Source organism: Aquimarina sp. MMG015, from assembly GCF_018100855.1.
Taxonomy (GTDB): domain Bacteria; phylum Bacteroidota; class Bacteroidia; order Flavobacteriales; family Flavobacteriaceae; genus Aquimarina; species Aquimarina latercula.
The window spans coordinates 50,871-73,324 of record NZ_JAGJEB010000005.1; the positions used below are offsets into that span (position 1 = coordinate 50,871).

The 22,454-nt window shown below is 31.2% G+C and carries 3 protein-coding genes; all 3 read left to right on the forward strand.

Going from position 1 to position 22,454, the window contains the following annotated elements:
- Positions 1 to 128: 128 nt before the first annotated feature.
- The 3 genes from J8L88_RS10820 to J8L88_RS10830 all read left to right on the forward strand — a co-directional run bounded on the left by J8L88_RS10820 (position 129) and on the right by J8L88_RS10830 (position 22,445).
- Positions 129 to 14,219, forward strand: a complete 14,091-nt coding sequence (locus J8L88_RS10820; RefSeq protein ID WP_211060741.1) for a non-ribosomal peptide synthetase — start codon at positions 129 to 131, stop codon at positions 14,217 to 14,219.
- An 11-nt stretch (positions 14,220 to 14,230) separates the two neighbouring features.
- Entirely contained in the window at positions 14,231 to 18,667 is a 4,437-nt protein-coding gene (locus J8L88_RS10825; protein ID WP_211060742.1) for a type I polyketide synthase, read from the forward strand.
- A gap of 394 nt (positions 18,668 to 19,061) precedes the next feature.
- Positions 19,062 to 22,445 (forward strand): non-ribosomal peptide synthetase, encoded by a 3,384-nt coding sequence (locus J8L88_RS10830; RefSeq protein ID WP_211060743.1) that lies wholly within the window; start codon positions 19,062 to 19,064, stop codon positions 22,443 to 22,445.
- Positions 22,446 to 22,454: the final 9 nt, after the last annotated feature.

The window sequence follows — 22,454 nt, forward strand, 5'->3', positions numbered from 1 at the left end:
TAATATATTTCTCATAGAAGACCACTTAAGATGTTTTACGGTTCTAATACTAAGCATTTCATAAGTTACACCTTTCACAAAGATTAATTTCTTTAAACAATTAAATAAAATTTCATTTTCACAAAATCATGAATAAAAAAGTAGTACATACTGTTTTTGAAACTGTCGTTGAAAAATTTCAAGATAAAATAGCTATTCAATCAGATAGTCAAAATATAACCTATTCAAAACTTAATACTTTTGCAAATAACATAGCCTCTGTATTGATAAATAATGATATTAATAAAGGAGATAAGGTGGCCACACTATTTTCTGATGAAATACTTAATATCATTTCTTTAATAGGTATTTTCAAATCCAACTCGATCTATATTCCGATTGACAGAAATTTTAAAGAAAACCATTGGAAAGAAATCTACACAGTAATTAAACCTAAAATTTTATTATTAGATAAAAAAGGTGTAGAGGAAATCGAAAAATATAATTCTCAATTCGAATATACGATTCCTCATATTATTGTTTTAAGTTTTGATAACAATGATTTGGGAATAAGTGGTTTAGGTGAAAATGATACAAAGGAGTTAATTGGAGTTACATCATCTGATATGAATCCAAATCTTGAGATTTCTGGAGAAGATTCAAGTTATATTTTCTTTACCTCAGGGTCTTCTGGAGCACCAAAAATGGTGCTGGGACAACATAAAAGTTTAAGCCATTATATACATTGGGAAGTTAATGAATTTAACATCTCTCAAGATGTTAGGCTAGGTTTTTTAGGCAGTATGTCATTTGATGCTTCACTGCGAGATGTTTTTGTGCCATTGATCAGTGGTGGTACGATTTGTATACCTCCCCAAAACGTTAAAAATAACTTTGTTCTACTATCAGATTGGATAAGAAATGAAAAAATCAGCTTAATTCATACGGTACCAACTATTTTTAGAACATTGTTGATAGAAGATACGAATTCTGATCCTTTTAAGGATTTGGAATTATTGTTCTTGGCAGGAGAAAAGTTATTCTATAAAGACATTATCAATTGGAGAGAACGATATGGAAACAACACTCTGATGGTTAATTTATATGGAGCTACAGAATCGACATTAGTTAAAACATTTTATAAGATAGAGGATAATATAAATAGTCCTTCTTCTGATGTCGTAAGTATTGGGAAAGCTATTTCTAATTCGGGGATCTTAATTCTGAACGAAGAAAATGAAGTCTGCGAAATTAATGAAGTAGGAAGGATTTTCATAAAAACACCTTTTTTGTCTAAAGGTTACTATAAGGATGAAAAACTTACAGCTAAGAAATTTATACAAAACCCACTTAATTTAGAAAAAGATATTATTTATGATAGTGGAGATTATGGTAAATATGATGCGCAAAGAAATGTAACAATAATTGGGAGAGAAGACGGGATTGTAAAGATTAATGGCGTAAGAGTTGATACCAACTATGTTGAACAGGTGATTATTGCTTCTGATAAGGTACGGATGACCAAATGTTTACTTTTAGAAGGTATTGAAAAGGAATATAATCTTTATTGTTTTTATCAGAGCTCCGATGATGGAATTGAAAACGATATTAAAAAGTATAGTCTATCAAAATTATCTACTTATGAAGTGCCTTCCTTTTTCATACCTCTTAAACAGATACCGTTTAATGTAAATAAGAAAATTGATGTTAAGGCTCTAAAAACTATAGCAAAGGAGTACTTGAATTCAAAAAAAGAACCGGAAGTATATAATGAGACAGAGGGGAAATTAAAACTAATATGGAAGGAACTTTTAGGTGTTGAGGCAATTTCTTTAGAAGATAATTTTTTATTTCTGGGAGGGAATAGTATAAAACTTATACGCCTTAATTCGAGAATTAGTAATACGTTTAACGTAGCACTTAATATTACAGAGTTATTTTCTAATTTAACTATAAAGTCGCAATCGAAGTTAATAAGAAGTAAAGAACAAAAAGTTGTTGAGTATATTGAAAAAACGGATGAAAAGGAAAACCACATAGTAACTCCATCACAGTATAGACTTTGGGTTATGTCCAAAATTCCGAAAAATTCGGTAGCATTTAATATGCCAAGACAAGTAAAGTTGGATGGTAATATTGAGATAAATCTTTTACAAAAAGCAATACTATCAGTAATCAAGAGACACGAAATGTTAAGAACTGTGTTTGTCTCTCCTAATGATGAAGAAGTTTTTCAAAAAGTGTTAGGTATTGATGATATTAGTTTTAGGGTAAATTTTAAAGATTTTGAAGACAAGACTTCAGAATTTGAAGATTATATTTCGAAAGATGCGAACGAGCCATTTGACCTCGAAAAAGGCCCTTTGTTTAGATGTTGTCTAATCAAAATTAATGGGGAATATATATTTTATACTAATATGCATCATATTATAAGTGATGGATGGTCCGAAGAGGTTTTAATTAAAGAAGTTAATCTCTTTTATGATGCATATCTTAAAGATGAAAAGCCTGTTCTTCCCGAACTAAAAATACAATACAAGGATTATTCAGCTTGGTTAAGCACGAGGTTTGATTCTAATACAATAGAAGGTCAAAAAGACTATTGGGCAAATAAATTGGAAGGAGAACTGCCAAGGATAGATTTTATAACAAATAAAAATCGCCCATCTATCAAAACTTTTAATGGTAGAAAACTTAGTACTTCTATAAATAAGGATGTAATAAAAGAACTTAATTCATTTTGTAATGAAAACGAAGGAAGTATTTTCATAGGAATATTATCTGCTATAAAAATTTTATTAAGCAAGTATACACATAATAACGATATAATCATTGGAGCACCAATTGCAGGAAGAGATGCGTTAGAACTGGAAAATTTAATTGGTTATTTTGGGAATATTCTTGTACTAAGAAATCAAATAGATCAAAAGAAAAGTTTCTTAGAAATTTTTAATAGTATCAAAAATAATACATTAGAGGCTTATGCAAATCAGCAGTATCCTTTTAATGATATTGTAAACGATTTGGGAATTAAAACGGATTTAAGTAGAAATCCCATTTTCGATATTTCGGTTACTTTTCATAATATTTCAAAGAAAGATATCTTAACCGAAGACAATTTTGAAGAAGGTTTAATCATAGATTCTGGAGCTTGTTTTAGTAAAAATGATATAGAATTTCATTTTGGGGAAACTAGGGATTCATTAGTAATGACTCTTAAGTTTAATGAAGATGTATATGGAAAAGATTTTATAGAAAATTTAATAAAACACTTCAAAAGTATTTTATCAAACCTTTTAAAAGAATCAAAAAAGAGTATTTCGGGAATTAATTATATCTCAAGTCAGGAACTTAAGATGCTAGTTGAGGATAACAATTCTACTCGTGTGAATTATTCTCCTACAAATCTTGTTTCAGGTTTCAAAGCTATTACAGATACCAACCCGGATACTTTGGCAATGTTTTTTGAAGGGACTGAACTTAGTTATAAGGAGTTAGATGAAATATCAAATCAATTTGCTAATTGCCTCAGGAATGATTATGGGATTAAGCCAGGAGATAGGGTTGGAGTTCATTTGTTACGTAGTGAAAAGGTTATCGTATCTATTTTAGGGATTTTAAAGGCAGGAGCGGTTTATGTTCCTATCGATCCAGATTTACCAGAGTATCGCAAATCTCATATTCTGGAAGATTCGTCTGTTAGTTTATTAATTACAGAGACGATGTTTATGTTTGATTTGGAGTATTATTCTGGGGATTTGTTAGCAGTTGATGTTGAGTTTGATGGATCTAATTATGCTTCAGATTCCTTGGATATCGTTATTGAAGATTCTATGTTGGCCTATATTATTTATACTTCAGGTTCAACTGGTTTGCCTAAAGGGGTGATGATTTCACACGGTAGTATTATCAATACTATCTTGTCTCAAATTTCAATTTTTAACCTGTCGGATTGTACAAGGAGTTTGCAATTTGCTTCCTATTCCTTTGATGCTTCTATATCAGAAATTTTTATCACTTTATTATCAGGAAGTAGTTTATATATAGTAGGGGATCGGGAGCGAAATGATCCTGAAGCTTTAACAGATTATCTTACAACTAATAAAATAGAAATAGCTACACTTCCCCCTGCGTATTTACGCTTGATGGATATAAAAAGTCTATCGAGTTTAAAATATTTAGTTACAGCAGGAGAATCTCCAGACTACGATGTAGTAAAAGCTTTTTTGAATTATGGTACTTATTTTAATGCTTATGGTCCTACAGAGACGAGTATTTGTGGTACGATACTTCGTATAGATCAAGGTACAGAATTATTTTCAGGTCCTATAAGTATTGGTAGTCCAATTTGGAATACGGAAGTTTATATTTTGGATACATATAATAATGTACAGCCAGAAGGTATTTCGGGAGAAATTTGCATAGGAGGTCAAGGATTGGCAGAAGGATATTTGAACCAAGAAGAACTAACACAAACTCGTTTTATTTCGCATCCGTTTAAGTCAGGAGAGAAGCTTTACAAAACAGGAGATTTAGGTAGATGGTTACCGGATGGTACGATAGAATATTTAGGTAGACAAGATGATCAGGTAAAAGTAAACGGTCATCGTATAGAGCTAGGAGAGATAGAGTTTCAACTACGAAGTAAACCTTCAATTAAGGAAGTGGCTGTTTTTGTACAAGAGGATAAAGGCCAGAAGAGTTTGGTTAGTTATTTGGTATCAGATCAAGAAGAAACAAGTGATAGTCTACGAACGTTTTTGAGGTCTAGACTACCAGAATATATGGTTCCTAATACCTATATTCAATTAGATCATATACCTATTACTAGTAATGGTAAAGTAGATAAGAAGTTGCTATCTAAAGAGGAATTTACAGAGATTTCTACAGGTATTGAATATGAAGCACCGGTTACAGAAGAACAAAAAGCTTTGGTACTCGTTTGTCAAGATGTTCTTAATAGGGAGCAGATAAGTATGCGAGATAATTTTTATAATCTTGGAGGAGATTCTATCAAATCGATTCAAGTAGTATCTCGTTTAAAACAACATGGATATCAATTAAAAGTAGAGGATATATTACGTTATCCTATACTTATAGAATTATCATCACATATTACAGGGGAGATTCGAGATATAGATCAAGCTACGGTAGAAGGAACTTTAGCCTTAACACCTATTCAGGAATTCTTTTTTAAAGATCTTGCGACGGAGAACCCTCATTATTATAATCAATCCTTGGTTTTAAGGAGTTCAGAAGATATAGATCAAGATTTGTTAGAAAAGAGTATAGCTGCATTATGTAGCCATCATGATGCTCTTCGTATGATTTATAATCGATCAGAAACAAGTTGGACTCAAACCAATAAAGGGAGTTCTGGTACTCATTATGAAATAAGCTACTATGATCTTCGGGGAGAAACAAATGCTAAGGATAAGCTTTATGAGTTAGGTTCTGCCTTACAATCTAGTATTAATATAGAGTCCGGCCCGTTGTTTAAGATAGGTCATTTCCGATTAGATGATGGAGACAGAATAGCTTTAATATTACATCATTTAGTAGTTGATGGAGTTTCTTGGCGTATTCTTTTAGAGGACCTAACTGCATTATATGAAGGATATCGATCCAATACTGCAGTATCATTACCATTGAAGACAGATTCTTTTAAATATTGGTCAGATGCATTACAGGAATATTCTAAGAGTGAAGCTTTAGAAGTGGAACAAGAGTATTGGCAATCTTTGCTAAAAGATCAAAGTTTGAAGGCATTACCCACAGATAAAAATCCAATAGGAGTAACAACAATTAACAGTAGGGAGAGTTTTGCGCTAAGCCCTGAGGTTACCAATTTGTTACAGACAAAGGTTCATGGGGTTTATAACACAGAAGTTAATGATGTTTTACTCACAGGGTTAGGTTTAGCTTTAAAAGAGGTTTTTGGTTTAGAGAAGAATTTGATTAAGTTAGAGGGACATGGTCGTGAGCAAATCAAGGAAGAGTTAGATATAAGTAGAACAGTAGGTTGGTTTACTACAACGTATCCATTGGTAATTGATATTTCAAAGGATAGTTTGTCATCAGCTTTGATAAATGTTAAAGAATCGATAAGAAAGGTTCCAAATAAAGGGATTGGTTATGGAATATTGAAGTATTTAACTCAAAGTATAAAAGAAGATATCGAACCTAGAATACTGTTTAATTACCTTGGAGATTTTGGTAATACAGCAGGTGTTAAAAAAGGAGGTGTTTTTGAATATTCTGGGGATAATATTGGAGCGTCTATAGATAAGAGAAATGGAGAAGATACAGTTTTAGATATTTCTGGTATTATGGCAGGTGAAGAGTTAAACATTTCTATCCGCTATTCCGATGAGGTATATAACTCAGAGACAATCGAACGATTATCAGAGTCATATCATAAGCACCTAAAAGGGTTGATAGAGGAATTATCAGCAAATGAGTTTAGTAAAATAACACCTTCAGATTTAACTTTTGAAGAGCTAACAGTAGAAGAGTTAGATGTCATCAATAGCAATAATGATATAGAGGATGTATATAAATTATCTCCTTTACAATTAGGAATATATTATCACTGGTTGTCTAGTAGCTCGAGCTTTATGTATTTAGAGCAAATTTCTTATAGAATTTTATCAAATAATGTTCAGGTTGATGTTTTAAAGGAAGCTTATGATAAATTGGTTCATAGACATGCAGCATTAAGAACTAGCTTTACTAATGCTTATGCCGGAACACCACTTCAGGTAGTACATAAATCAGTGCCTAGTAATTTTTCGTATGAAAAAGTACCTGATGGTTTAGGTAAACAGGAGAAAGAAACCTTTACTAAGTCCAGAAAGGTACAAGATAGAGAAGAAGGTTTTGATTTGGAATCAGGATCTCAAATGCGACTTAAGGTAATTGAAATTGATTCTGGAGAGTATGAGTTTATCTGGAGTTATCATCATATCATTATGGATGGATGGTGTATGAGTATATTAATTAATGATTTTTATCAATTAATCAATTCAATAGAGCTTCCTAAACCCTCTAAATATTCAGAATATATAAAATGGATAGATAAAATAAATGAAAAAGATTCTTTGGGATATTGGAAAAGCTATTTAAAAGGATATGATACAGCGGTTAAAATTCCTTTTTCCATTTCAACAGAAAACAGATCATATGTAGAGAATAAAGAGGAGTTTATAATAAAACCTGATGTCTACGATCAAATATCAAAATTATGTAATCAAGAAGGAGTTACTGTTAATACTTTTATTCAGGGTGTATGGGGGTATTTGCTTTCTAGATATAATGATAAGGAAGATGTAGTTTTTGGAACTATTGTATCTGGTCGACCTGGCAATTTAAAGGGGGTTGAAACTATGATAGGTATGTTTAGCAATACTATTCCTGTAAGAATTACTTCAAAAGATGAAACACCTATAAGTTTACTTCAGAAAATACATAAAAGAGGTATTGAAGGAAATTCGCATCACTACCTTGGTTTGGGTAGTATTCAATCCGAAAGCGAATTAGGGATGAATTTAATTAATCATATTATGATTTTTGAAAACTATCCAGTTCAAGAAGTTATTGAGGAAGATTTCAATTCAGGAAATAGTATTCAAAACTCTAGAATAGAATCAGTAGACTTTTTTGATCAGTCAAATTATGATTTCAATATTGTAATAATACCTAATCCAGATTCATTAAGGGTTAAAATCCGCTATAATACTTTAAAGTATAGTGAAGAAGGTATCCGTACAATAGTTGAACATATGCAAGTTATGATCGAGGAGTTTTTATATAACTCTGATCAAGAACTTACCACCTTAAACTACCTTCCAGAGAAAGAGATTAACTCTTTAGTTTCGGAAAAAAATGCTACAGAAGTAACTTATTCGGTGAGTGATTTAGTTTCAGGTTTTGAATCTATTGTGAATTCTCATTCAGATAGTTTAGCATTGTATTTTAATGATACTCGTCTCACCTATAGTGAATTGGATGAGTTGTCTAATCAATTGTCTCATTGTTTACGTGATAATTATAGTATTAAACCTGGAGATCGTGTGGGGGTGCATTTAACACGTAGTGATCGTGTTATTGTTTCGATTTTAGGTATTTTAAAGTTAGGAGCGGTTTATGTTCCTATTGATCCAGATTTACCAGAATATCGCAAATCTCATATTCTTGAAGATTCGTCTGTTAATTTATTAATTACAGAGACGATGTTTATGTTTGATTTGGAGTATTATTCTGGGGATTTATTAGCGATAGATGTTGAGTTTGATGGTTCTGACTATGATTCAGATTCCTTAGGTGTTGTTATTGAAAGTTCTATGTTGGCTTATATTATCTACACTTCAGGTTCAACAGGTTTGCCTAAAGGAGTTATGGTTTCTCATGGTAGTATTATTAATACGATTATGTCACAGATTTCAATATTCTGTATGTTGGATTGTCGCCATAGTTTACAATTTGCTTCTTACTCTTTTGATGCTTCTATATCAGAGATTTTTATCACATTATTATCAGGATGTGGTTTGTTTATAGCGAGTGATAATGAACGTACGGATCCTAAATTACTAGAAGATTTTATTAAGTTACATCAAATAGATATCGCTACATTACCTCCTGCCTATCTTCGATTGATGGATGTAGAGAGTTTACGGGATATGCGATATCTGATTACTGCTGGAGAATCTCCTGATTATGAAAGTGTTAAGTCATATCTATCCTATGGTACTTATTTTAATGCTTATGGTCCTACAGAGACAAGTATTTGTGGCACAATACTTCGCATAGATCAAGGAACAGAATTATCACCAGGTCCTATCAGCATTGGTAGTCCAATCTGGAACACTGAAGTCTATATATTAGATTCGTATAATAATATGCTCCCTGAAGGAGTTATAGGAGAGCTTTGTATTGGGGGTAAAGGGTTAGCAGAAGGATATGTGAATCAGGAAGGATTAACAGCTTTACGTTTTATAACTCATCCTTTTAAAGAAGATGTTAAATTATATAAGACTGGAGATTTAGCACGTTGGTTACCTGATGGTACGATTGAATATTTGGGTAGACGGGATGATCAGGTCAAGATTAATGGTCACAGGATTGAGTTAGGAGAGGTTGAATTTCAACTTCGTAGTAAGAATTCGATTCAAGAAGTTGCAGTTCTGGTGGATTCATCAGGTTTATCAAAAGAACTAGTAGCTTATTTAGTTTCAGAAGAAGAGGAGACTTCAGATAATTTACGTAGTTATTTAAAGAAGTTGCTTCCTGACTATATGATTCCCACTAGTTATGTTCAATTAGATGAGATTCCGATTAATAATAATGGGAAGGTAGATAAGAAAGCTTTATCAAAAGAAGTGTTCACTAAGTTGGATACAGGTATTGTTTATGAGGCTCCTGTTACAGATGAGCAACACGCTTTGGTTTCGGTTTGTCAAGATGTTTTGAATCGAAATCAAATAGGTTTGCAAGATAATTTTTATAATCTGGGAGGTGATTCTATAAAATCGATACAGGTAGTTTCCCGATTAAAACAACAGGGATATCAATTAAGAGTAGAAGATATTTTACGTACACCTGTTCTTGGAGAGCTTTCAGCGTATATTACAGGAGATATTCGTGATATAGACCAAGGTTTGGTAGAAGGAGATATAATTTTAACCCCTATCCAGGAATTCTTTTTTCAGAACTTAGGAAAAGCCAATCCACATCATTATAATCAATCTGTTGTACTTCGTAGTTCAGCGGCAATCGATCGAGATTGTTTAGAACGAAGTATAGCTAAGTTATGTGAGCATCATGACGCTCTTCGTATGGTTTATAAGAATTCATCAGATGATTGGGTTCAGGCGAATGGTGATGTTTCTAAGAATAATTATGAGATCATTTATTATGATCTACAAGGTGATATAAATGCAACTGCTCGAATACAAGAAATAGGTTCTTCAATACAATCAAGTATTAATCTTGAGACAGGCCCTTTATTTAAGATAGGTCATTTTAGATTAGATGATGGCGATCGTTTGGCATTGATTATCCATCATTTGGTGATTGATGGAGTTTCTTGGCGTATTCTTTTGGAAGATTTATCATCACTATATAATGGTTATGCATTAGAGACTTCGGTATCATTACCGCTAAAGACAGACTCATTTCAATATTGGTCCAATTTACTTCAGGATTATGCAAAGAGTGAATCATTAGAAAGGGAACTTGAGTACTGGAAGTCTTTAGTCGAAGAGGGAAGTTTTGGTCGCCTTCCAGTAGATAAGGAAGTATCAGGTCCATTAAAGATTAATACAAATCAGAGTTTTGTGATAAGTGAGGAAGTCACAAACTTGCTTCAAACCAAAGTACATAGTGTTTATAATACTGAGATTAATGATGTTTTATTAACAGGATTGGGATTAGCTATTAAAGATATTTTTGACTTAGACAAGAGTTTAATTAAGATGGAGGGTCATGGTCGAGAACAAATCACAGAAGATATTGATGTTAGTCGAACGGTAGGATGGTTTACTTCAGTATATCCATTTTTGTTAAGGGCTAACGATTTGTTATCAGAAGAGGCATTGGTTCAGGTTAAAGAAGATCTAAGAAGGATACCGAATAAAGGTATTGGTTATGGAGTGCTGAAATACTTAACAGATCAACTACCAGGTGATATACATCCAGAAATACTATTTAATTATTTAGGGGATTTTGGGGATAAAATAGGGGGAAATAAAGATGGTTTCTTTGAATATTCTAATGAAAATATCGGTGCTAGTGTTGCTAAAGAAAATAGTCAAGATACTCTTTTAGATATTTCTGGGATAATGATAGGAGGTCGTTTAAATATTTCTATCCGCTATTGTGATAAAGTATATGAGTCAGATACCATCAAGAGGTTGAGTGAGTCATATAACAAACATTTAGAATCACTTATATTACAATTGTCGGATAAAGAAGCAAGTTGTATTACTCCATCAGATTTAACATTCAAAGGTCTTACTATTCAGGAATTGGCTGAGATAAATAAAGATCAGGCCATAGAAGATATATATAAATTATCACCATTACAGTTAGGAATATATTATCATTGGTTAACAAGTAGTTCTACGTTACTGTATTTTGAACAAACAACATATAGAATAAATTCTTTAGATCTTAATACAAATGATTTAAAAGAGGCTTATGATCAATTGGTTTCTAGATATGCAGTATTAAGAACAAGTTTCACTAACGCATATGCAGGAACACCTCTCCAGATAGTTCATAAAACAGTGCCAAGTAATTTTTTCTATGAAAAAGTATCAGATAGTTTAGATAAAAGCGAACAAGAAAAGTATGTAGAAGCTGCAAAAGAACAAGATAGAGAAGAAGGGTTTGAATTAGAAGCTCCCTCGCAGATGCGATTAAAAATATTTGAACTCAAGAATGGAGAATTTGAATTTATTTGGAGTCATCATCATGTAATATTAGATGGTTGGTGTACCAGTATATTAATTAATGATTTTTATCAAATATTAGATTCCATTCAGCAGAAAAAGGAACTTAAACTATCTAAGCCAGCAGATTATGTTAGCTACATAAAATGGTTGGAGCGAAGAAATAAAAAAGACTCGCTTGATTTTTGGAAAACTTATCTTTTAGATTTCAATCAAGTATCGGAGATTCCTTTTAAAAATATTGAATATGATAATATAGCCTATAAAGAATCAAAAGAACGGTTATCTATTGAAGGAGAATTATTTGATAAGATAAATGAACTTTGCCAAGCAAATGGGGTTACATTAAATTCATTAATGCAAAGTGTTTGGGGATACTTGTTATCTAGATACAATGATGTAAATGATGTGGTTTTTGGAACTGTAGTTTCTGGTAGACCTGGCGATTTAAAAGGGATTGAAGAAATGATTGGTTTATTCAGTAATATGATACCAGTCCGATTATCTTATGAAAGAGATGCTACGTCAGTAGATTTAATATATCAAATGAAGGAGAATTCGATAAACTGCGCATCTCATCACTATTTAAATTTAGCCGAAGTTCAATCACAAAGTGCAATAAAAAAAGATCTTATAAATAGTATTATTGTTTTTGAAAACTTTCCAATTCAAGAACGTCTGAACCAATCAGATTCGGTTGATATCAATGTAGAATCTGTTGGAGGAACTGATCAGTCAAATTATGATTTTAACTTGACAATCTTACCTACTGTTTCTTCTATTAAAATAAACTTCAGGTACAACGAAACTAAATATGATTCTAACGGAATTAAACTATTAGTAAGTCATTTTTATAGATTACTTGAAAGATTTTCAAGTGCTCCAGAAGAACCTTTAGGTTCTTTTAATTATATCTCTGATAAAGAGGTAAATCAAATTACAAATACTTTTAATGTATCAGAAATAAAACCTTCAAGTAAAACAATTCTGGATGACTTTTCTGAACAAGTAAAACGGAAACCTAATGAAATAGCGGTAAGAGATATAAATGGAGAATTGACATATGAAGAAATAAATAAACTGTCAGACCAATTAGCTTATGAATTAAAAAATATTCATGGTATCAGTGAAAGGGATTTAGTAGGTATCCAAATAGAACCTAGTAATTGGATTTTAGTAGCTGTTTTAGGGATATTAAAATCTGGAGCGGCATTTGTGCCTATCGACCAAAAATTGCCAAAGATTCGAAAAGAATTTATTGTTAATGATGCTAACATCAAATTATTGATCACTGATTCAAATAGTATGTTTGATCTTGATTATTATGAAGAAAAAGTATTAGCAATTGATATCGAATTAGATATTTCAAAAGAAATAGATCCTCTAGGTTACAATCTATCAAATGACTTGCCTGCATATATTATTTATACTTCGGGATCTACTGGAAATCCTAAAGGAGTTATTATAGAACATAAATCGTTATATAATTATATATCCTGGGGTAAATCCTATTACTTAGAAAATGATTTGATCAATACTAATTTTGGATTGTTTACATCTCTTTCTTTTGACCTTACGATATCAAGTTTGTTTTTACCGCTTGTGTCTGGAGGTGCGGTACAAGTTTTTGCAGTATCAGATAATTTAACCAATGTATTATCAACATATTTGGGCAGTAATATATCGTGTATCAAACTAACTCCTGCCCACGTTAGCTTATTGGATGGTCTGGATTTAAAATCAGAAACAATAGAATTAGCAATCATTGGTGGGGATACCTTAAATAAACAACATATTAGAATACTTAGAGATATAAACCCTTCTATTAAAATATTTAATGAATATGGTCCTACAGAATGCACCGTGGGATGTATAACTGAAGAAATTAATAAGCATCAAGATTTAATTTCGATAGGTTATCCTATTGATAATACTAAAATTTATATTCTGGATCAAAATAACAATATACAACCTAAGGGAGTTATTGGTGAAATTTGTGTCGCAGGAGTAGGCTTGGCTAACGGATACCTTAATCGTTCTGATCTTACTAAAGAAAAGTTTATTCAAAATCCGTTTAATATCTCCGAAAAATTATATAAAACAGGCGACCTAGGAAGGTGGTTAGAAGATGGGAAAATTGAATTTTTAGGAAGAAAAGATAATCAAGTAAAAATTAGAGGGTATAGAATAGAACTTAACGAGATAGTTTCTTGTATGCAAACTTTAGAACAAATAAGAGATTGTGTTGCCATAGCTAGACCAAATAGTTTAGGAGGGAACGAATTAGTAGCATATTATGTTTCTGAACAAGAGATCAAGTTAGAATTTATACAAAATTATTTATTAGAAAGATTACCGGAATATATGGTTCCTGATCACATCATCCGTATAGATGAAATTCCGTTAACAATTAATGGTAAGATTGATAAAGATCAATTGCCAAAAGTAAATAAGTCCATTTCTTCGAAGAATTATGTTGCTCCAAGAAATGAAATTGAGGAAAGATTAATACAATTAATCGCAGATTTATTGAATAGAGAAAAAAATGAAATCGGAATTAATGATAACTTTTTTGATCTAGGCATGAATTCATTGGAAATGATGAAAATGGAAAATTTAATACGCCGAGAATTTGAGGTAGAGATTAGGTTGGCTTTATTGTTTAAGTATCCAAATGTCAATGAATTAACTAATCTGTTTTTGCACGATAACAACGATAAAGTAGAAAAAGAAGAAGAGAAAGATTATGCTCCTGAGATTGACGAAATTCTTGACATTATATCAGAATAATATTTGATTTTATGAAAAATAAAGTTAGTAAAAAAGACATTGCGGTAATTGGACTTTCTTGTAAGTTTAATAAGGCATCTAATTATATAGAATACTGGGATAACCTTGTAAATGGTGTTGAAATGCTGGATCGTTATGAGGCCAATGATCTTATAAAAAAAGGTATTGATGAAGATATTGTCAATAATCCAAGTTTTATAAAAGTTAGTTCATTTGTAAATAACCCAGAAAGTTTTGACTATCCTTTTTTTGGATATACCAAAGAAGAAGCAAATGCAATGGATCCGCAGATAAGAATCTTGCATGAACAAGTTTGGTTGGCTCTGGAGGATGCAGGTTGTGATATCTCTAAATCTAAGGATAAAATTGGGCTCTATTTGGCAGCTAGTGAAAATCTAAATTGGCTTGCACATTCGATGCTTAATCAAAATGAAAAAATAGCTCCTTTTTATCAATCAAAAATTTCAAATAAAAATTATATAAGTTCATTAATTTCATATAATCTTAATCTAACTGGACCAAGTTATTATATCGATACTGCATGTTCAAGTTCTTTATCTGCGGTTCATATGGCCTGTAGAAGTTTATTATTAAGAGAATGTTCAATAGCCGTTTCTGGAGGAATCAAAATAAATCCAATAAAGAATTATGGTTACTTTTATCAGGATGGAATGACCGCGTCCAAAGATGGTAAATGTAGATCATTTGATAGTGATTCTTCAGGAACTGTTGGAGGAAATGGAGCTGGAGTTGTAGTTCTTAAAAGATTAGAAGAAGCTATTGAGGATGGAGATCCAATTCATGCTGTCATCAAATCCTCTGCAGTAAATAACGATGGGAGAAGGAAAGTTGGATATACTGCACCAAGTGTTACTGGTCAAGCTGATTGTATTAAATCCGCACATAAGTTTGCAGGAGTTGATTCAAAAACGATTACATATGTGGAAACACATGGGACGGCCACAAAATTAGGAGATCCGATAGAAATTGATGCTTTAAATGAGGCTTTTGATTATAATTCAGAGCATAAATGTGCTATAGGTTCTGTCAAAACAAATCTTGGCCATCTAGATACGGCTGCAGGAGTTGCAGGTTTAATAAAAACATGTTTGGCATTGAGTAAAAGATGTATACCTCCTTCCTTACATTTCAATGAACCAAATCCAAACATTGATTTTGATTCAGGACCTTTTTATGTAAATAGTAAAACACAACCATGGAGAACTGAAGACAATTCACCATTAAGAGCAGGATTAAGTAGTATAGGTATCGGAGGAACAAATGTGCATATGGTATTGGAAGAATTTTTAGAAAACAAGAAAGTTCCATCCGTTGATTCTCAATTAATTTTATTATCTGCAAAAACAACCAAATCATTAAAAAGTTATTGTTCCAAATTGACAGGTTTTCTAAAAAAACAGGAGGGAATTAACATTGCGGATTTGTCATATACTTTGGGAACTGGTCGTACCTTTCATAAGTATCGAAATTATATAGTTTGCAAGGATAAAGAAGGTCTTTTAGCTAGTCTAAATAATTTAACTCAAGAAGAGCATTATAAGTTAAATAGTAAAAGAGAAATTGTCTTTATGTTTCCGGGACAAGGAAGTCAATATTTTAGAATGGCAAAAGAGTTATATAATGAAATTAACTTTTTTAAAGAAAATATTGATTTAGGTTTAGAGATTTTAAAAACAAAAACTGGAGAAGATTTTAGAGCTGTTCTGGGATATGAAGAAGAAGAACAGGACTCGGAGTTAATTAATGAGACCAGATATACTCAGCCTTTATTGTTTTTGATTGAGTATTCATTAGCAAAACTATTAATAGAATGGGGAGTATATCCCAATTATATGATAGGTCATAGCTTAGGAGAGTATGTAGCAGCTTGTTTATCAGGTGTTTTCTCTTTAGGAGATGCTATAGAGATCATTTTAAAACGCGCTTCTTTAATGGATAAAATGGAAAAGGGAGCGATGTTATATGTTGGTATTCCTTTGAGCGATATCGAACCGTTATTAGATGATAATATCTCAATTGCGGCTATTAATACTGAAGATTCTGTAGTTGTATCAGGAACAAAACAAAGTATTGATAAATTTCAAAGTTCGCTGGAGAAACAAGATATTCCTAGTAAAGTTTTAAAAACTTCTCATGCATTCCATTCATACATGATGGACGATATGTTGGATGATTTTAAAAACGAATTGGAAATGATCTCACTTTCTGACCCAAAGATTCCTTTCATTTCAAATCTTACAGGAAAACCAATAAAGAGTGAAGAGGTAAAGTCAACAAAATATTGGGTAGATCATTTAAGGCATACAGTTAATTTTGCTAAAGGAATTGAGTATTTAACCAAAAACGATAGCATTTTTATAGAAATTGGAGCTGGTTCAACGCTAACAACGTTTTGTAAGCAAAACAAACATTATTCTAGCATTAAACATGTCTCGGTTAATTTAATGACCAAAGCGCAACAAGATATTGATGATTTACAGTTTTTCATGAATGGGTTGGGTAAACTATGGGTTTATGGTGTAGAGATGAATTGGAGTAAAGTTTATCAAGATAAAAACAGAAAAAAAATTAGTATACCGGGCTATAGTTTTGATCATTATAAACTTGATTTTGATATTAATCCATTTAAAAAAATTGTAAATCAAAATTTTGTAAGTCGGAAACCAATTTCGGAGTGGTTTTACATTCCTAATTGGAAAAAATCTGTTTTGCAGAATAGTGATCTTGAAGATAAGAATGATACTTACTTAATTTTCTCGGATGAGAGCCCCTTGATAGATAGTTTAATAAAAAAAATTAGATCAATGGGTAACACCGTTCTTGTTGCTCTATTGGCTGACGATTTTGAGAAAATTGATAAACAATTATTTGGGATAAATCCAGCTATAAATCAAAATGTAGTAGAATTATTTAAATCTATTGACACCTATAATATTGATAAAATTGTTTTTGGGTGGGATTATGAAGCAAATAGTCAATCAGAAATTATAAATGTTTATAAAAAGTACCTAAATATTAGTAAGGAGTTATTAAAATTTAAGCCGGTAGAAGATAAAAAAGTATATTTTTTGTCGAGTTTAAATAACCGTGTTTTAGGTGATGAAAGTATAAATATTACAATGTCAATATCTCAGATGTTGGGTAAAATAATTGCTCAAGAAAATCCAAATATATCAGCCCGTTTTATAGATGCTAATGCAGCTAATATAGAATCTAATATGATAGATAACATTGTCAAAGAGTTATATATTGATGATGTTCATGAAAGTATTGCTTATAGGAAAAAAGAAAGATGGATTGAGTTCTATGATCCAATCAAAATAAAAGATCATAAAAAACCAGACCTGAACAAGAAATTAATTTTAATTACAGGAGGATTAGGGAAAATAGGGCAATATTTCACAAATTATTTATGTGATACTCATAATGCAGAGGTGGTTTTAATTGGACGAAGCAAGCTTCCTAAAGAAGATGAATGGCAAAATTACTTAGGTAGTAATGTAATTGAAGATTCAGTAAAATCAAATATTTTAAAACTTAAAACTCTTAAGGATAAAGGTTATAAGGTTGCTTACTATGAATCTGATGTCTCTGATTTATTAGATTTTGAAAATACTATTAATGAAATAGAGAAAAAGCATGGGAGTATCTCTGGTATTATACACGCTGCTGGGAACCATGATATAAAATCTTTTAGACCTGTAGAAGAAATCGATGAGAATGCTATCATTGATCAATTTAATCCAAAAGTTGCTGGAACTTTGAATATTCATAAAATCTTTAGTGATCAAAATCTTGATTTTGTATGGATAACATCAAGTCTTTCTTCTATTTTAGGAGGACTCACTTACGGAGCGTATGCAAGTGCTAATAGGTTTATAGATGGATTCATACAGCATCATAAGGAAAGCCTTAGAAATTGGATAAGTATAAATCTAGACGGAGTCGGGGATAACATGATTACCTCTCATGAATTAATAACGATTTTTGAGAAATCGTTAAGTTTGTTGGATTATAAACAGCTAATTATATCTATTAAAGACATAAATAATGTAATTCAAAAAATGTCCAATTCATTAGATCAGGAAATTAAAGAAGATTCAAATAATGAAATAGAGAGACCATTACTCCGCACAGATTTTGTGTTACCAACGACTGATTTAGAAATTCAATTATGCGAAATGTATCAATCTTTCTTTGGGATTAGTGAAATTGGAATAAAAGATGATTTTTTTGAATTGGGCGGAGACTCGCTCAAAGCAATGACATTTATAAAACGTATTAATGCTGAATTTGATGTCGAAATTAATTTGAAAGAATTTTTTTCAATGTCCGATGTTAAAAAACTAGGTTTGAAAATTGATTTATTACAAAAAATGAGTAGAATTCAAAATAAAGAAAAAGGTAAAAATATAATCAAAATATAGTTTATTAAGTAAATATATTGTTATATATTTACAATTCTTTAATATGATAATATATACCTTCTGTGACTGGAGGTAGCGTAGCAATATTTAATTCTTCGATAGGAAATAATCACTATTTATATATTTGTCATCTTTATCATAGAAAACATTATTTATACTCAAAACTCTGTAATAAGTAATATTGCTTTCCAGAATAGAAGTTTAATTGAACATAACGTTCTCACAATTCTCAAAGATAGTTGTCATAACAACTCACATTCTTACTACAATGTGTCTTATAACTGTTTATAAAGGCAAATTTAGCAATCAACATTATTTCCGAAAAATAATATTTGATCATCTCCTAAAAGGTTATTTGATTTATTTCAATTAATATTTAATAAGATCTACAAAAATGTATAGTTTAATTAACGAATTGGATCAGAATGATATTCGTTTATCATTGTCTGATGGTGAATTAGAGGTTAGTTTTGATACAGACGAAATCGACAAAGTTCTTCTTCAAAAGATAAAAGAAAATAAAGAAGAATTGATAGCTTTTATCAAACAAAACTATAATTCGAGAAAGGAAGATATAATTCCACTGCAAAAAAAAGATCGATATTTAGCCTCTAGTGCTCAACAGCGATTATGGATCCAATTAAAACTTGATGGTAATTCTAACACATATAATATTCCTAACTCTATAGAATTAGAAGGTGAGATATATAAAAAAGAATTAATTGAAGCCATCGAAGCGACAGTAGATCGTCATGAAATTCTGAGAACAGTTTTTGTCGAAGAAAACAATGTCCTATATCAAAAAGTTTTAGATAGAAAAGATCTAAATTTTAGAGTAGACTACCAAGATTTGGTAAATGTAAATAAAACTCAAAAAGCAGTTAAAGAATATATTTCAGAAGATTCATTTATAGCCTTCGATTTAGAGCAAGGTCCTTTAATGAGAGTTACATTATTTAAAGTTTCTCAGAGCAAATGGGTACTTTATTTTAATATGCATCATATTATAAGTGATGGGTGGTCAATGCATATCTTAGAAAAAGATATTAAATCCTATTATAGTGCTTTTGTGAGCAATACTATACCAGAATTATCAACCCTGAAAATACAATATAAAGATTATAGTGCATGGCAGTTAGAACAATTAGTGAGCCCAAAATTCGAAGAATATAAAGAATATTGGTTAGAAAAATTAAAGGGAGAATGGACGTATCTAGATCTACCTTTTAGAAAGAAAAATAAAGGTGTCAGATCTAATATAGGCGAGGCTCTTAGAACATATTTATCATCGGAAAGTACTAAAAAGTTAAGATCATTTACTCAAGAAAATAGAGGAAGTTTTTTTATTAGTCTTTTGAGTATTTGTAAAGTATTGTTGCATCGGTATACGTCTCAAAAAGATATTATTATTGGAACCGCAGTAGACGGAAGGGATCACACCGATTTAGAGGGACAGATAGGGTTTTATGTAAATACACTTATTTTGAGAAATACCATTGAACCTTCTCATTCTTTTGGTAGTATCCATGAGCGTATTAAGGATTCTACTTTATCAGCATTTAACAATAAACTTTTTCCATTTGATAAATTACTAGAATACTTAGATTTAAAAAGAGATGTTTCTAGAAACTCAGTTTTTGATGTTTTTATAAATTATAACTCTAACTCTATCAACACCACTAATGAAATTGTAGATGATAAAATAGAGTTTTTAGGCGATAGCTTGGCTAAATTTGACCTTAGTATAATATTTGAAGAGGTAGGCGAAAAAATATTATTTCATGTTAGCTATAATAAAAGTATTTATGATAGGTGGATGATGGAAGAGTTTATGGAACAGTTTAAGCATTTGTTGTCTTCTGTTCTTGAGTTTCCAGAAAAACCTATAAATGAACTTGATTTATTGAATGAAGAGAAAAGAACGAAACTATACCGCAAGTTCAACAACACAGAGGTTGCTTATGATTTAGAAAAAACAATATTAGATTATTTTAAAGAAAACGTTAAAAATAATCCAAATTCAGTTGCACTTATTTTTGAGGATACAACTTTAACGTATTCAGAATTAGATAAAAAGTCTAGCGTATTATCTCACCTCCTTATAAACAAAGGAATAGAACCAGGTAATTTTGTACCTATTTGTGTAAATCGTTCTTTTGAAATGATAATAGGCATTTTAGGTGTTTTAAAATCAGGAGGCTGTTATGTGCCAATAGAACCTTTATATCCTAAAGACAGGGTTGATCATATTTTAAAGGAAATAGAAGCTAAACTTATCTTAAGTGAAAAATCGGTTGAATTTGAGTTTGAAGAGTTAGAGAGGATTGACATAGAAAACTTTAAGAATGAAAATTTCGATGTAGATGACATCGAAGTAGCTTCTAAGGATTTGGCATATATGATATATACTTCTGGTACCACAGGAAACCCTAAAGGTGTTATGAATAGTCATAAGGGAGTTATGAATAGGTTACTATGGCAAAAAGACTATTTAAATCTTGATGAATCAGATACATTTTTGTTAAAGACTCCTTTTACTTTTGACGTTTCCGTTTGGGAGATTTTTCTTCCGCTACTCTGCGGGAGTAAGTTAGTTATTGCATCACCAGATGGACATAAAAACCCCTATTACTTAAGAGATATTATTAAAAAAGAGAAAGTAAGTATAGTACACTTTGTTCCTTCAATGTTAGGAGTTTATATGCAGAGTATAAAAGAAGAATCTTTTGATTCAGTTCGCAATTTAGTATGTAGTGGAGAAGAATTATCAATAGAATATATAGAGGAGTTTAGAAAAAATAACAAAAATTCAAAAATTCATAATTTATATGGTCCTACTGAGGCTGCGATAGATGTTACTGCAATAGATTTGACAGAATCAAGCTTTGATCACAGAGGTGTTAGTATAGGAAGCCCCGTTGCAAATACAGAAATATATATTGTAGATGAATTCAATAGGTTATTGCCTATGGGAGTAATTGGGGAGATTGCAATCGGAGGAATTCAAGTTGCTGAAGGATATTTCAAGAAAGAACAATTATCCAGAGATAAGTTTGTGCCAAATCCTTTTTCCGGAATAGGGAAAGTATATAAAACAGGTGATTTAGGCATGTGGTTAGATGATGGTTATATCTATTATAAAGGGCGAAAAGATAACCAAGTAAAAATTCGAGGTAATAGAGTAGAACTTCGAGAAGTAGAACAAGCGATATTATCCCTGGAAGAAGTAGATCAGGTAGTTGTTTTGGTAGATGGTACTAACACCGATAAAATATTGACGGCATATTTGGTTACCACAGAAATTAATTTGGATCGTTTAAAAGGTTTTTTAAGAAATAAATTGCCCGTTTATATGATTCCAGAGATTTTTTATTCAGTTTCTACCATTCCATTATCAGCAAATGGGAAAATTGATAAACGAGCATTGCTTCTAAATAAAGGGGAGGTGCTTAAGAGTAATGTAAAATTCGAAAGCCCTAAAAATGAAATTCAAAAAAAATTAGCAGAATTATTAAGAACAGAATTGAATGAGGATGCAAAAATAGGTGTTCACGATAATTTTTTCGATTTGGGATTAAACTCAATAAAACTACTAAGATTCTTAGAACTGATTAATTCAACTTTTAATGAAGAACTTATGCCTGAAGTATTATTTGAATACCCAAGTGTTTTTGAGTTGGCTAAGATTCTTTCCAAAGTAACTTTAGAAGAGAAAAATGAGGACTATGAGAGTAAAGTAGAAGAGATGAATGACTTTTTCGATATGATGGCAGAATAATTTTTAAAA